This window comes from Bradyrhizobium sp. CAR08, assembly GCF_052871955.1.
This window is the reverse complement of sequence record NZ_JBIXJX010000011.1, coordinates 89,820-105,247: the sequence shown is the minus strand read 5'-3', so window position 1 is coordinate 105,247 and position 15,428 is coordinate 89,820. Positions and strand designations below refer to the sequence as shown.

Here is a 15,428-nt window from a genome sequence, read left to right as displayed (position 1 = left end):
GAGCCTTATCCGACCGCCTTAAGCCCGAACGCCTCAGCCAGCAGCGAATATGATTTCTTTCGTGCCTCGTGATCGTACACGGCGGTAATCACCATCAACTCGTCCGGCTTGCTCGCATCGATCAACGGCTGCAGCGTCTTCTGCACGGTTGCCCGGCTGCCGACGAACAGACGGGAACGGTTGCGCCGCATCGAGGCGCGCTCCGAGTCGGTATAGGGATAGGCCAGCGCCTCTTCGACGCTCGGCAACGGAAGATACTGGCCGCGGTCCCGGCGCAGGCGGTTGAGGTCGAAAGACGCGGCGAGCTTTTCGGCTTCGTCATCCGTGTCGGCCGCAATGACGGCGACCGCGAGGATCGCGCGCGGGCTCGCACTCCAGGCCGAGGGCTGAAAACGATTGCGATAATGCACCATCGCATCGATCGCATCGTGGGACGCAAAATGATGGGCGAATGCGAACCCCATGCCGATTTGCGCGGCGAGCTCCGACGAATAATCGCTGGAGCCGAGCAGCCAGATCGGCGGCAACGGCGTATCGTCGGGCATCGCAACGACGTTGTGATAGGGATGGCCCGAGGGGAATTCCCGGGTCTGCCACAGGATCAATTCGTGCAGCCGCTCGAGGAAATCGTCGCCTTCGCGACGGCCGAGCCGGCTGCGCAGCGCATAGGCCGTGGCGCCGTCGGTGCCAGGGGCGCGGCCGAGGCCGAGATCGATGCGGCCCGGAAACAGCGCCTCCAGCATCTTGAAGCGCTCGGCCACGACCAGCGGCGCGTGATTGGGCAGCATCACGCCACCGGAGCCGACGCGGATGTGCTTGGTCACCGCCGCGATCTGCCCGATCATCACGTCGGGCGCCGGGCTCGCGACGGAGGCGAGGTTGTGATGCTCGGCGAGCCAATAGCGGACATAGCCGAGCCCATCGACATGGCGCGCCAGGTCGATGCTGTTGCGCAGCGCCGCGGCGGGCTTTGTGCCGGTGGTGACGACGGAGAGGTCGAGGACTGAGAGCGGGATCATGGCGCGCTAACGTAGTGGAGGGCAGCGCGGCGGCAATGGGAGGGCGCGCAGATCTGACGTGCAGGCCAGGGCCCGCGCGCTCCGGACCCGCGCCGCGGCGTTGGGACAATGATCAATCTGGCAACATGACTTTCATATTGCCCACTCAATATATTGCGCCAGTTAATCCGCAAGTTCTCCCTACATGGCTGGTATATTTATCTTTTTATACCAAACCGAGCTTCCCACTTCGATTCTAAATCACCGAATATTTTATGCCAACACCGCCAAAGTGGGCCACTTCCCATTACCGATGGGCTGTCGGATGCGGCCGCTTTGGCTTATCTTGGCCTTTCGCAATCTAGACCTGACCGCCGGCTGCCAACGACCCGGCGCGCCCTTGGAGAGTGAGTGGTGCCCATGACTGACGCGACAATGCCTGCCCACACCGGCGGGCAAGACGGGTACCTGAAGCGGCCTGCGATTTCCTTCGAGTTCTTTCCGCCCAAGACCGAAGATATGGAGCGCAATCTCTGGGACACCATCAACCGGCTGGCCCCGCTCGACCCGAAATTCGTCTCGGTGACCTATGGCGCCGGCGGCTCGACCCGTGAGCGGACCCACGCGACCATCTCGCGCATCCTGAAAGAAACCGCGCTGCTGCCGGCCGCGCATCTGACCTGCGTCGGCGCCTCCCGCGGGGAGATCGACGAGATCGTCGACCGCTATCACGAGGTCGGCGTCCGCCACATCGTCGGCCTGCGCGGCGATCCCCCGGGCGGCATTGGCACGGCCTATTCCAGCCATCCCGATGGCTACCAGAGCTCCGCCGACCTCGTCGCCGGCATCAAGAAGCGGCACGGCGATATCGAGGTGTCGGTCTCGGCGTACCCTGAGAAGCATCCCGAGGCGCGCGACTTCGACGATGACATCGACACGCTGCAGGCCAAGGTCGATGCAGGTGCGACCCGCGCGATCACGCAGGTGTTCTTCGATAACGACCTCTATTTCCGCTATCTCGACCGCGTGCGCGCGCGCGGGATCAACATCCCGATCGTGCCGGGCATCATGCCCATGCATAATTTCAAGCAGGCTCGCAATTTCGTCACCCGCGCCGGCACCTCCGTGCCGGACTGGTTCGCCGCGAAATTCGAGGGGCTCGACGAAGACGCCGAGACCCGCAAGCTGGTGGCGGCGACCGTCGCGGCCGGCCAGGTGCAGAAGCTGGCGAAGCACGGCGTCGACACCTTCCATTTCTACACCATGAACCGCGCCGATCTCGTGTTCGCGATCAGCCATTTGCTCGGCATCCGCGCCAAGAGCGCGCAGAAGGCGGCTTAAGACAGCATGACCGTATCCACCTCTCCCAAGCGAACCACCCTGCTCAACGCCGCGCGCGAGCGCATTCTCGTGCTCGACGGCGCCATGGGCACGATGATCCAGAATCTCCAGTTCGACGAGGCCGCCTTCCGCGGCGAGCGATTCAAGAACTTCCATCGCGATTTGCGCGGCAACAACGACCTCTTGATCCTGACCCAACCGCAGGCGATCGAGGACATCCACGCCGCTTACTTGCGCGCCGGCGCCGACATCGTCGCCACCAACACCTTCTCCACGACCTCGATCGCCCAGGCCGATTACGATCTCGCCGACATCGTCTACGAGATGGCGCGCGCAGGCGCCCGCCTCGCCGGCAACGCCGCACGCCGCGTCGAGGCCGAGGACGGCAAGCCGCGCTTCGTCGCCGGCGCCATCGGACCGACCAACCGCACCGCCTCGATCTCGCCTGACGTGTCCAATCCCGGCTACCGCGCCGTCACGTTCGACGACCTGCGCAAATCCTATGGCGAGCAGATCAACGGCATGCTCGATGGCGGCGTCGATCTGCTGCTGGTCGAGACCATCTTCGACACGCTGAACGCCAAGGCGGCGCTGTACGCGATCGCCGAGATCACGGAAGAACGTGGCATCGACATGCCCGTGATGGTGTCGGGCACCATCACCGACAAGTCCGGCCGCCTGCTGTCCGGCCAGTTGCCAGAAGCGTTCTGGCATTCGGTGCAGCACGCCAAGCCTGTGACCATCGGCTTCAACTGCGCGCTCGGCGCGGAAGATCTGCGCGCGCATATCGCCGATATCGGCCGCGTCGCCGACACGCTTGTTTGCGCCTATCCCAATGCCGGCCTGCCCAACGAGTTCGGCCAGTATGACGAAACGCCGGAATACATGGCCCGCCTGGTCGGCGAGTTCGCGCGCGATGGCCTCGTCAACATCGTCGGCGGTTGCTGCGGCACCACGCCGGACCATATCGCGGCGATTGCGGCTGCGGTCGCGCCACACAAGCCGCGCATCGTGCCGGAGATCGAACCTCGCTTGCGGCTCTCCGGCCTCGAGCCGTTCATCCTGACCGACGCTATTCCCTTCGTGAACGTCGGCGAGCGCACCAACGTCACCGGCTCCGCCCGCTTCCGCAAGCTGGTCACCGCCGGCGACTACACCGCCGCGCTGCAGGTCGCGCGCGACCAGGTCGAGAACGGCGCGCAGATCATCGACGTCAACATGGACGAGGGTCTTCTGGACTCGGAAGCCGCGATGGTGACCTTCCTCAACCTTGTCGCCGCCGAGCCCGACATTGCCCGCGTCCCCATAATGGTCGACAGCTCGAAATTCTCCGTGATCGAGGCCGGCCTGAAATGCGTGCAGGGCAAGCCGGTCGTCAACTCGATCTCGATGAAGGAAGGCGAGGACAAATTCATTCACGAGGCCAAGATCGCCCGCCGTCACGGCGCGGCCGTCGTGGTGATGGCGTTCGACGAGGTCGGCCAGGCCGACACGTTCGCCCGCAAGACCGAGATCTGCAAGCGCGCCTACGACATCCTGGTGAACCGCGTCGGCTTCCCGCCGGAAGACATCATCTTCGATCCCAATATTTTCGCGATCGCAACCGGCATCGAGGAGCACAACAATTACGGCGTCGACTTCATCGAGGCGACGCGCTGGATCCGCAAGAATCTGCCGGGCGCGCACATTTCTGGTGGTGTGTCCAATTTGTCGTTCTCGTTCCGCGGCAACGAGCCCGTGCGCGAGGCCATGCACTCGGTGTTCCTGTATCACGCCATCAAGGCCGGCATGGACATGGGCATCGTCAATGCCGGGCAGATGATCGTCTATGACGATATCGATCCCGAATTGCGCCAGGTGTGCGAGGACGTCATCCTCAACCGTGACCCCGGTGCGTCCGAGCGTCTGCTGGCGCTTGCGGAAAGATTCCGCGGCAACAAGACTCAGACCAAGGAAGCCGATCTCGCCTGGCGCGAATGGCCGGTGGCGAAGCGGCTGTCACATTCGCTGGTGCACGGCATCACCGAATTCATCGAGCAGGATACCGAAGAGGCCCGCAAGGCCTCGACGCGGCCACTCGACGTGATCGAGGGACCGCTGATGGCCGGCATGAACGTGGTCGGCGATCTCTTCGGCGACGGCAAGATGTTCCTGCCGCAGGTGGTGAAGTCGGCCCGCGTGATGAAGCAGGCTGTCGCCTGGCTGATGCCGTTCATGGAGGAGGAGAAGGCGCGCAATCTCGCCAACGGCATCGGCACGGAAGGCTCCTCGTCCGCCGGCAAGATCGTGCTCGCGACCGTCAAGGGCGACGTCCACGACATCGGCAAGAACATCGTCGGCATCGTGCTCCAGTGCAACAATTACGAGGTCATCGACCTCGGCGTGATGGTGCCCGCGGCCAAGATCGTCGAGACGGTGAAGGCGGAGAAGGCCGACATCGTCGGGCTGTCCGGCCTGATCACACCCTCGCTCGACGAGATGGCGTTCTTCGCCGCAGAATTGCAGCGCGAAGGCCTCAAGCTGCCGCTCTTGATCGGCGGCGCCACCACGAGCCGCGTGCATACCGCGGTCAAGATCGACCCGAGCTATCGCGCAGGCCCCGTGGTGCATGTCAACGACGCCAGCCGCGCCGTCGGTGTTGCGTCGGCGCTGCTGTCGCCCGAGAGGCGCGAGGCCTATGCCGCCGAAGTCCGCGCCGAATACGCAAAGATCTCGGACGCCCATATGCGCGCCCAGGCCGACAAGAAGCGGCTGAAGCTGGCGACCGCCCGCGCCAACCGCGTGCCGGTCGACTTCACCGCGAACAAGCCGGTGAAGCCGACCTTCCTCGGCACCCGAAGCTTTGACGACTACGATCTCGCCGAGCTGGTGCCCTATATCGACTGGACGCCGTTCTTCCAGACCTGGGAGCTCGCCGGGCGCTTCCCTGCCATCCTCGACGACGCCAAGGTCGGCGAAGTTGCGCGCTCGCTCTACGACGACGCGCGCAAGATGCTCGACCTGATCGTCAAGGAGAAATGGTTCCGCGCGCGCGCCACCGTCGGCTTCTGGCCGGCCAATGCGCAGGGCGACGACATCGTGCTCTATGCCGACGAGAGCCGGACCAGGACGATCGCGACGCTGCACACGCTGCGCCAGCAGCTCGAGAAGCGCGAGGGCCGTTTCAACGCGGCGCTGTCCGACTTCGTCGCGCCCGCCAACACCGGCGTGCCCGATTATGTCGGCGGCTTCGTCGTCACCGCCGGCATCGGCGAGGATGTGGTCGCCGACCGGTTTAAGATGGCCAATGACGACTACTCGTCGATCCTGTGCAAGGCGCTGGCCGACCGCCTGGCCGAAGCCTTCGCCGAGCGCATGCATGCCCGCGTCCGCCGCGAGTTCTGGGCCTATGCGCCGGACGAGGCGCTCTCGACCGACGAGTTGATCCTCGAAAAGTATCAGGGCATCCGTCCCGCCCCCGGCTATCCCGCGCAACCCGATCACACCGAGAAGGCCACGCTGTTCGAGCTGCTCGATGCCGAGAACACCGCCGGCGTGAAGCTGACCGAGAGCTATGCGATGTGGCCGGGCTCCTCCGTGTCGGGGCTCTATCTCGCCAATCCAGAGAGCTATTATTTCGGAGTCGGCAAGATCGAGCGCGATCAGGTCGAGGATTATGCTGCGCGCAAGGGCATGAGCGTCGCCGAGACCGAGCGCTGGCTCGCGCCGATTCTGAACTACATCCCGACGCGAGAGGGTGCGAGCGACAAGGCGGCGTTCACGGCAACGCCGGCGAACGACGAGACGTCGAAGGAGCTTGCGTCGCATCCGCCGGGCTGCACCTGCGCGGTGCACCTGGTCTGGCAGAAGAAGCGCGCGGGCGCGGGTTAGGCGCCCTCCAAACAGAAAACGAGAAATCAACCCCATGCACAGTAGGCATGGGGTTGAAAAAGCTCGATAATTTTTGCGGTGTCACCGAATAATTTTTCGATATTACCGAAATTGCTTGCGGCGTCGGGCAAAACACCTGTAACATTCCATCATCGCCGACCGTGCCCGTTTGATACTCCCTCGCCAGTCGCCATCACGGCGCGTGCCACACGTTCGCTGTCGTCCTGGCGAAAGCCATCCATACCGGGTGATCCATTGGTGGCCATCGCAGGCAATACCGAACGACCAATCTTCGCCAAATGACCCGCTGGGGCAATGGGTCCTGGCTTTCGCCAGGACGACATTGGTGAAGCTATGCCTGGCATGTGCTGGGGCAACGCACAGCATCGAACGCAAAGCGCGTTCGCCGCGACCAATGGCGGTCGCCGCCGAAGCGCAGGGGAATCGGATGCTGAACGCCCAACAATTGATGTGGACACAGATTGCCGCCGGCATCGCCGTGCTGCTGTTTGGATTGACGCTGTTCAACCTGGTCCGCATGCGGGGCCGGATGGTGGCGGCGCGGAGCTGGGACAAGGTTGAGGGCATCATCACGGTCTCCCAAGTCGACCAGCCGACGGCGCATTCCTCGGACGATCGGAACGACGCCAAGCCCATCATCCGCTATCGCTATCAGGCCGGCGGCCAGGAGCTGGAAGGCGACAAGATCTTTGTCGGCGGCACCGTCATCACGACGAGGGTCCTGGCCGCAAAACTGACCGGACGCTATCCGGTCGGCGCCCATGTCGAGGTCCATGTCGATCCGAAGCAACCGACAGAGGCGCTGCTGGAGCCTGCCGCCGCGCAGAACGTCGCGGCCCTGGTGGCGTTCACAATGGTGTTCGGCGTCATCGCCGCCACCCTGACCGCGCATTCGTTCGCGGGCCACGTGCTCTACGCCGACAAGGGCGTCCCGCTGTTCGCGTTCGCGGTGCCGATCATCGTGCTCGTGGGCGGGGTGTTCCTCGCCGCCGATTATGTCCGGACGCGCCGGCGGGCGAGCGCCAGCCTGCGCTGGCCGACCGCGTCGGGCAGGGTCACCCATTGCGACGTGATCGAGGAAATCATCGAAGAGAAGACCGAGCACGACAATCGACCGACGACTTCAAAGCTCGTCCACCGCTATCAGGTCGACCTGCGCTACGCCTACAGAGTCGGCAAGCGCGACTTCATCGGCACCGAAGTCGATTGGAACGGCACCATGATCTCCGGCCTGCGCGAGGTCGCCGAAGAGGCCGCGGCGAAATATCGGCCTGGGAAGAGCGTCCAAGTCTATTACGATCCGGACCAGCCCGGACAAGCCGTGCTGGAGGCTGCAAGCCGGGGAGGCGCGCTGGGGCCGCTGATCGGTGCCGCGGTCTGCGCGGTCGTCGGCGGCCTGTTCCTGACGATCCTGATCAAGGTCGGGTTCGCGTAGCGGCGATCACCCCTTCGGCGGTGACAGTGGCTGCACGATCTCCTTGAACGGCGCCAGCGCCTCGCACGCGTCGGCATGCGCCGACAGCGCCGGATAGCGCGATGGCTCGAACAACTGCGGATGGGCCTCGCGGGTGAAGCGGACGACGCAGGCGACCACAATATCGGCGTGGCCGATGCGGTCACCCAGCCAGTACGGCGTGGTCACCTTGGCGCGCTCGGCCTCCAGCGCTTTCAGCACGTCCGCGATCTGCGCCTGGCAGCGCTCGACCCATAGCGTAAGCTGCTCCTTCCGCAGCACGCGTTCGTAGAGCAGGCTCACGGCCTTGTCGCCGAGGCCGGACGCGAGCGCGCAGATGCGCAAGTGATGCCGGCGCTCGGCGCCGGAGCGCGGCAGCATCGCCTTCTCCGGCCCGGCGAGCTCGTCGAGATAATCGAGGATGAACGTGCTCTCGATCAGCGCCTCGCCGTCGTCGAGCACCAGCGTCGGCACGCGGCGCAGCGGATTATAGGGCGCGATCTTGTCGGCGTCGCCGAAGGTCGACCACGGCCTGTGCTCGAAGGCGAGGCCGTAAAGCCGCAGCGCAATCGCGACGCGGCGGACGAAGGGGGAATCATATTGGCCGATCAGGAACATGGTTTTGCGCTCTTCTCTGGCTTTTGGACGAGGCAGGGCCGATCAGTTTCCACGGCAAGGCCGCAGTGGCGCAAGCAAAATCATGGAAGTGGAGCATTGCGCTGCATGCAACGGCGCCGCGACAGCGGCTGCCGGATGCGTTATCAAGGACGGCATCATGACAGCAACAATGGACATCAATCGGGAGCGGATCGCGGCGACCGAGGCCGTCATCCGTCCGCACATACGGCGCACGCCGCTCGTTGAGGCCGATCTCGCCGATTTTGGCCTGCCGGCTTCTCCCGTCACGTTCAAGCTCGAGATGCTGCAGCATTCCGGATCGTTCAAGGCGCGGGGTGCCTTCGCCAACCTGCTGTTGCGCCGGCTGCCGGAAGCCGGTGTCGTCGCCGCATCGGGCGGCAATCACGGCGCGGCGGTGGCGTATGCGGCGCAGCGGCTCGGCATCCCGGCCACGATTTTCGTGCCCGAGATCACCTCGCCGGCCAAAGCCGAGCGTATCAGAGGCTATGGCGCGAAACTCGTGATTGCGGGCAGCCGCTATGCCGACGCGCTCGCCGCAAGCGAAACCCATGTCGCGCAGACCGGCGCCATGGCGGTGCATGCCTACGACCAGGTCGAGACCTTGCTCGGTCAGGGCAGTGTCGGAATGGAGCTGGAGCAGGATGCACCGGGCATTGACACGGTGCTGGTTGCAGTCGGCGGCGGCGGCCTGATCGGTGGCATGGCGGCCTGGAGTGCCGGCAGGACGCGCATCGTCGCGGTCGAGCCGGAGCAGTCGCCAACGCTTCACGCCGCCTTCGCGGCAGGCGCGCCGATCGATGCGCCGGCGGGCGGCATCGCCGCCGATAGTCTCGCCCCGCGACGTGTCGGACAATTGATGTTTCCGATTGCGCGGGCCCATGTCGAGCGGGTCGTCCTGGTCGCCGACGACGCGATCAAGCAGGCGCAGTCGGCCTTGTGGTCGAGCCTGCGCCTGGTGGCCGAGCCCGGCGGCGCCGCCGCATTTGCCGCCTTGCTCTCCGGTCGCTATCGCCCCTCACCCGGCGAGCGGGTCGCGGTACTGGTTTGTGGCGCCAACACCAATGCGGTGAATTTCAACAGCTAGCGAGCTTCGCATGATCTGGAGCGCGTAGCCCGAATGAAAAGGGACGACGGTGCCACGCTCCGTCATTGCGAGCGCAGAGAAGCAATCCGGTATCTCTCGGCGGAAACAGACTGGATTGCTTCGTCGCAAGGGCTCCTTGCAATGACGGGTAGGAGGCAGCTCTGCACTATCCGATGATCGGCATATGCCTCGCCGCCGTCCGCGGCACCGTGCCATCGAGCCGCGGATCGTCGGCGATCTCGATCTGGCGGCGGAACGGGCGGAAGCCGAAGCGCTGATAGAACGCAACGGCCGACGGATGATCGAAGGTGCAGGTGTGCACCCAGACGCGGGACAAATCGCGTGACCATGCGATTTCAAGTGCATGGTTCATCATGAAGCGGGCGGCACCACTGCCGATCAGTTTTGCGGTGACGCCGAAATACACCAGCTCGCACTGGCCGGCCTCGCGAAAGTCCAGCTCCAGCAGGCCTTCATCGCGGCCGTCCACGACAAGCGTATAGACCTCGACGCCCGGCGCATGGATGACGGCAGCGAGCTCGGCATCGTTCATGCGCGCCCGCGAAAACCACAACCACTCCTCGCCGACGCGGCGATGGAGGTCGCGATACCAATGAAGCGCGGGGGTATCGACCTTGCGCAGGGTCCAAAGACCTGATGGAGCGCCGGGCGGATCGGCGCGGCGCGCGGGGCGCGCGGTCATCTCGAGATGGGTAACGACGGCGGCGATCTTGCCGGCGGGGATGTCGGAATAGCCGTCGGGGAGGATCATGGGATGCATCCCTTTGAAGCTGAGCGCCGGCCACACATTCCGGGTCGTCCTGGCTTTCGCCAGGACGACGGCGGAGTTTGTGGATACGCCTCATTCACCGCGGCGTCAGCGTGATCGCCTCCGCCGCCGCCGCTTCGACCGCAGCGCGGCTGTAGAGCAGCGGCACATACTGGCCGGTCGCCCACAGCGGCGCGAGGTCGCGATAGTGGCCGCTGAAGGGATCGCCCGACTGGCCCGGCGTGTTGATGGTGCGGCTCGCATCCCAATTGCCGACGTCGAGCACCATGCGGAACGAGGCGCCGGCGAACAGCTGATAATCGGTGCGGCGGTAGGTCGCCGCGCGCGGCACATTGGCCGCGCCGCCGTAGGCCAGCGGACCGACCGAGAGCTGAGCGGCCGTCGCCTTGTCGGCAAGCGGCATCAGAGCATGGTCGAATTTTGCGACGTGCAGGCGGCCCCAGCGCCAGGTTGAGGAATCGGCCCCGAGCTTGGCCGTCACATCGGCCACCGCGGCGCCGAGGCTGTCGCGCAGGATCTGGTCGCGCGCGGCGGCGGGATCGGAGCCAAACGACGCGTCTGGAGATTCCAAGAAGGCAACAAGCGCCGAAATGCTCGACGCCTCGGGCGCGATCAGGTCGGCGGCCTTGGGCGCCGTGGTCTTCAACAGTACCGGTCCAAGATGATTGGCGATCCAGACCTCGAACACCGCAGCAGCGGCACTGTCGGCGGCATCACGGGCATTCCACGGCTTGAGCAGTTCGAGGCCCTTCTTCACGTTGGCATCGTCCGAAGTGAGCGGCTGCAACAGCTTGACCAGCCGCCGGCCCAGCATCGTGGTGTCGTCGTTCTGCAGATCCATGGCATCGGCCAGCGTCACCTTGCTGTTGGCCTTCAGGACCTCGGTGATACGCTGCCAGCGCGCACTGTCCGCCCATTCGAAGCCGACCTTGCGCTCGCTGACGGGATAATCCGCCGGCAGGTTCATCTGGTTGGCGGTGGCGAGAAAGCCCTGCTTGGGCTGATAGGCCTTGGGCAGTTCGTCGAGCGAGAGAAAACCCTGCCATTCGTAGCGGCCGTCGCCGGGCACCGGCATCAGGCCATCATAGTTGGCGCGCCGCGGCGTCTTGCCGGCGGCGACCCAGCCGATATTGCCCTTGGTGTCCGCATAGACCTGATTCTCCGACGGCGCGCCCCAGCGCCGCATTGCGCCGAGGAATCCGTTCCAGTCCTTCGCGGTCATGTAGTCGGAGGAGCCGAAATAGGCCGAGGTGCCGGGCTCGAACCAGATCGAGCGCACGGCGAAGGCGCGCTTGTTGGCGTCATCGACATAGATCACCGGACCATGCCGGGTGAATTTCAGCTCGAGATCGCGATCGCTCTCGCCTTTCACCTGCTCTTTCTCGTGGACGATGCGCATGTCCTCCCAGCCAGTGCCATAGCGGTACTGGTTGGGATTCTCCGGATTGAGCTCGTAGACGTAGAGGTCTTCCTGGTCGACGTTGAAGATGGTGAGACCGAAGGCGATGGTGGCGTTGTGGCCGATTGAGATGCCGGGCAGCGCCGGCTCGCCCGCACCGATCACGGAGAGGCCGGGCGCATTGAGGCCGACGATGTAGCGCAGCGACGGCACGCTGTGCTCGCGATGCGGATCGTTGGCGAGGATCGGCCGTCCCGTCGCGGTCCGCGACGCCGCGATCACCCAATTGTTGGAGCCGATGGTGTCGCGTTGCTGGTCGGCCTCGGTGAGGTACTTGTCGGGATCGTGCGCGAGTGCGGCCTGGCGATCTTTCGGCGCGGCAAAGGCGACCGGACGCGTTGCCAGATCGTAAGGCGCCAGCACCGCCTTCGGCACGCTGCAGGGATCGAGACCATCGGGAATCTTCGTCGTCCAGGCCGGCTCGAGCTTGACGCGAAACCGATCGGCATCGAGGCCGGCCGCACAGGCGACCAACGAGCGCTTGACCTCGGAGGCGACATTGCGCGTCAGGCCGTGGCTGCGGATGCGGACGATGTCGTCCGCCGTCCACGGATCCGGCCTGGTACCGGCGATCCTGAATTCGATCGGCAGCGGGCGCTTGCCCGCGCGCACATCGGCGACATAGGCGTTGACCCCGGCGACGAATGCCTCCGCATAGGTCCTCCCCTTGGGGCCGTAAGCCGCCCATTCCGCATTCATATCGCCGCGATAGAGAAAGAGCCGCAGCGCCTTGTCCTGTTCGGCATAGGCCGGGCCGAAATCCTTAGCCAGCAGACCAAGTCCGCGCTTGCGCCAGAGATCGATCTGCCAGAGCCGGTCGCGCGCGGCGTTGAAGCCCTGCAGGAAAAACAGGTCGTGCTCATTGTCTGCATAGATGTGGGGGATGCCCCAGACATCGACCAGAATCTGCGCGGGAGCATTGAGACCGGCGACGTCGGTCTTGACCTGACGCGCGCTTCCGAGCGGGTCCGGCTTCTCACGCGCAATGGCGGTCGAGGTGAGCAGCGCGGCGCAGATCGCGGCACCGCAGAGCTTTTGGACGACCCGGTTGAGATCCGTGTTCATTGTCGTTTCTCCCGTTTGTTGTTGTTTGGCGCGTCGTGCGCGCCCGTTATTCGCCCTCGTCGCTCGCGAGCACGCCCTTCACCGCCCTCGTCCATCCCACAAGCTTCCGCTCGCGCGTCGCCTGGCTCATGTTGGGCTTGAAGCGGTGCTCCAGCCGCCAGTTATCGGCGAATTTGGTCGGCTCGGGATAGACGCCGGCCTCGAGGCCGGCAAGATAGGCGGCGCCAAGTGCCGTCGTCTCCTGGATCACGGGGCGATCGACCGGCGCATCGAGCAGGTCGGCGAGGCGCTGCATGGTCCAGTCGGATGCGGTCATGCCGCCATCGACGCGGAGCACGACGCTTGCCACCTCCGAGCTCGGCCAGTCGGCGCGCATTGCGGCCCAGAGATCAAAAGTCTGGTAGCAGACGCTTTCCAGGGCGGCGTGGGCAAGCTCGGCCGGGCCGGTGTTGCGGGTGAGGCCGAACAGGGCGCCGCGCACGCGCGGATTCCAGTACGGCGCGCCCATGCCGACGAAGGCCGGGACGAGATAGACGCTCTGCATGGAGTCCGACTGATCGGCGAGAGGTCCGGTCTCGGCGGCATGCTTGATGATGCCGAGGCCGTCGCGCAGCCACTGCACTGCCGAACCTGCGACGAAGATCGAGCCTTCGAGCGCATAGGTGCGCTTGCCCCCGAGCTGGTAGGCGATGGTGGTGAGCAGCTTGTTCTTCGAGGCCACGGGCGTGGTGCCGGTGTTGAGCAGGGCGAAGCAGCCGGTGCCGTAAGTCGATTTCATCATCCCCGGACGGAAGCAGGCCTGGCCGATGGTCGCGGCCTGCTGGTCGCCGGCGATGCCGCAGATCGCAATGGCGCCGCCGAACAAATCCGGCGTGCTCTCGCCGAAACGGGCGGAGGAATCCTTCACCTCGGGCAGCATCGAGCGCGGCACGCCGATGATCTCGAGCAGTTCGTCGTCCCACTGGCCGGTGTGGATGTTGAACAGCAGCGTGCGCGAGGCGTTGGTGGCGTCGGTGGCGTGGACCTTGCCGCCGGTGAGACGCCAAAGCAGATAGCAATCGACGGTGCCGAACATCAATTCGCCGCGCGCGGCGCGCGCCCGTGCGCCGGGGACGTGGTCGAGAATCCAGGCGACCTTGGTGCCGGAGAAATAGGGGTCGATGATCAGGCCGGTCTTCTGCGAGATCACGGGCTCGCGGCCGTCGGCTTTCAGCTTGGCGCAGATGTCGGCGGTGCGGCGGTCCTGCCAGACGATGGCGCGGTGCACGGCCTGCCCGGTGGCGCGGTCCCACACCACGGTGGTCTCGCGCTGGTTGGTGATGCCGATCGCGGCGATGTCCTTTGCGCCGATGCCGGCCTGCGCGATCGCGTCGCGGCAGACCGTCACGGTCGAGGTCCAGATGTCCTCGGGCTCGTGCTCGACCCAACCCGAGGCAGGGAAATGCTGCGGAAACTCGGCCTGCGCCTTCGCCGCAATGGAAATGTCGCCGCGAAACACGATCGCGCGCGAGGAGGTGGTGCCCTGGTCGATGGCGAGGACGAAAGACATGGAAGCAAACCTTGGGGTTTCTTTGGCGTTTTCCCGGCGTTGTCCGGTGAGGGGCTATTGTGTTTCGCCAAAGGGAGCGGATTAGGGCGGGAAGGTCAAGACGGCTGTCCTCCCACCCTCCCCTGGAGGGCAGGGTGGGCTCGCATGCAGCGAAGCGGAACGCGAACCGGGGCGGGGTGACAGACTATCCGCGAACTTGATGAGCAGCAGCCGTCTCGTCGACGCAAGCGATACCGCCTTTGCGGCTTCACCCCACCCCGCCTCGCGTTGCGCTCTGGGCAACACGAAGCGACCCTCCCCCTCTAGCGGAGGAAAAGTGAAGCGCGCCCGGCGTACAATTGCAAGTAGAACAGAAGTTACGGCGCCGCCGTGGTCACGCCGCCGTCGATGACGATCGTTTGTCCCGTCATGAAGCTCGACGCGTCGGAGGCGAGGTAGGCCACTGCGCCTGCGATTTCGTCGGGTTCGCCGATACGGCGGAGCGGCGTGGTGGCGGTGCGGCGTTTCAGATTCGCTTCGTCTTCCCACAGCGCGCGGGCGAAGTCGGTCTTGACGAGGCCGGGCGCGATGCAGTTGACGCGGACGCCTTTCGGGCCCCATTCGCCGGCGAGCGAACGACACAGCGCGAAGTCGGCGGCTTTCGAGATGCCGTAGGCGCCGATCACGGTCGAACCGCGCAAGCCCCCGATCGAGGAGATGATGACGACTGAGCCGTTGCCGCGGTCGGCCATCTGCGGGATCGCAAGCGCGGAGAGCCAGATGTTGCTCTTTACGTTGCTGCCCATGATCTTGTCGAAGGCCTCGTCGGTGATGTCGAGCAGCGGGCCGTAATACGGGTTGACCGCGGCGTTGCAGACGAGGATGTCGATCTTGCCGTAATGCTTGATCGTGCCGGCGATCAGCGCCTCGACCTCCTGCTTGCGCGCGATGTTGCAGGGGATGACGGTGGCCTCGCCGCCGGCCGCCTTGATGCCGTCGGCGACTGCCTTGCAGGCATCGGCCTTGCGCGAGGAGACCACGACTTTGGCGCCGAGCTTTGCGAGCAGCTCGGCGGAGGAGCGGCCGATGCCGCGGCTGGAGCCGGTGACCACGGCGACCTTGCCGGTGAGATCGAACGGGGTGTTCTTCATTGTTGTTGCTCCGTTGAGCCCGCTTATTC

Annotated in this window: 10 protein-coding genes; 4 read left to right on the top strand and 6 right to left on the bottom strand. The window is 65.1% G+C overall.

The annotated features are described in order from the left end of the window. Positions 1-5 precede the first annotated feature (5 nt). Positions 6-1,019 carry an LLM class flavin-dependent oxidoreductase gene (locus ACIPUD_RS23275; RefSeq protein ID WP_446481621.1) on the bottom strand — a complete coding sequence of 338 codons (1,014 nt, stop codon included), beginning with the start codon at positions 1,017-1,019 and terminating at the stop codon, positions 6-8. A gap of 399 nt (positions 1,020-1,418) precedes the next feature. Between ACIPUD_RS23275 and metF the strand changes: the two genes are divergently transcribed. The 3 genes from metF (at position 1,419) to ACIPUD_RS23260 (ending at position 7,665) form a co-directional block, all read left to right on the top strand. Next, positions 1,419-2,339: a methylenetetrahydrofolate reductase [NAD(P)H] gene (metF, locus tag ACIPUD_RS23270; protein WP_204513271.1), complete on the top strand. Its 921-nt coding sequence runs from the start codon at positions 1,419-1,421 to the stop codon at positions 2,337-2,339. A 6-nt stretch (positions 2,340-2,345) separates the two neighbouring features. Next, positions 2,346-6,209: a methionine synthase gene (metH, locus tag ACIPUD_RS23265; RefSeq protein WP_446481620.1), complete on the top strand. Its 3,864-nt coding sequence runs from the start codon at positions 2,346-2,348 to the stop codon at positions 6,207-6,209. A 448-nt stretch (positions 6,210-6,657) separates the two neighbouring features. Continuing rightward, on the top strand, positions 6,658-7,665 hold the full coding sequence (locus tag ACIPUD_RS23260) for a DUF3592 domain-containing protein (protein ID WP_446481619.1): 1,008 nt from the start codon (positions 6,658-6,660) through the stop codon (positions 7,663-7,665). A gap of 6 nt (positions 7,666-7,671) precedes the next feature. On the opposite strand, the gene ACIPUD_RS23255 is transcribed toward ACIPUD_RS23260, so the two are convergent. Then, positions 7,672-8,301, bottom strand: coding sequence for a glutathione S-transferase family protein (locus ACIPUD_RS23255; protein WP_368508808.1), 630 nt, complete (start codon positions 8,299-8,301; stop codon positions 7,672-7,674). A gap of 157 nt (positions 8,302-8,458) precedes the next feature. Between ACIPUD_RS23255 and ACIPUD_RS23250 the strand changes: the two genes are divergently transcribed. Beyond that, a complete protein-coding gene (locus tag ACIPUD_RS23250) occupies positions 8,459-9,406 on the top strand; it encodes a threonine/serine dehydratase (protein ID WP_085385090.1) in 948 nt (315 codons plus the stop codon). 166 nt (positions 9,407-9,572) lie between these two features. Here ACIPUD_RS23250 and ACIPUD_RS23245 read toward each other — a convergent pair whose 3' ends face one another. The 4 genes from ACIPUD_RS23245 to ACIPUD_RS23230 all read right to left on the bottom strand — a co-directional run bounded on the left by ACIPUD_RS23245 (position 9,573) and on the right by ACIPUD_RS23230 (position 15,399). After that, entirely contained in the window at positions 9,573-10,178 is a 606-nt protein-coding gene (locus ACIPUD_RS23245; RefSeq protein WP_085361676.1) for a GNAT family N-acetyltransferase, read from the bottom strand. A gap of 94 nt (positions 10,179-10,272) precedes the next feature. Next, positions 10,273-12,720, bottom strand: coding sequence for a penicillin acylase family protein (locus ACIPUD_RS23240; RefSeq protein WP_446481618.1), 2,448 nt, complete (start codon positions 12,718-12,720; stop codon positions 10,273-10,275). Between the two features lie 46 nt (positions 12,721-12,766). Further along, positions 12,767-14,269, bottom strand: coding sequence for a glycerol kinase GlpK (gene glpK, locus ACIPUD_RS23235; protein WP_446481617.1), 1,503 nt, complete (start codon positions 14,267-14,269; stop codon positions 12,767-12,769). 356 nt (positions 14,270-14,625) lie between these two features. Then, a complete protein-coding gene (locus tag ACIPUD_RS23230) occupies positions 14,626-15,399 on the bottom strand; it encodes an SDR family NAD(P)-dependent oxidoreductase (RefSeq protein ID WP_085351716.1) in 774 nt (257 codons plus the stop codon). Positions 15,400-15,428: the final 29 nt, after the last annotated feature.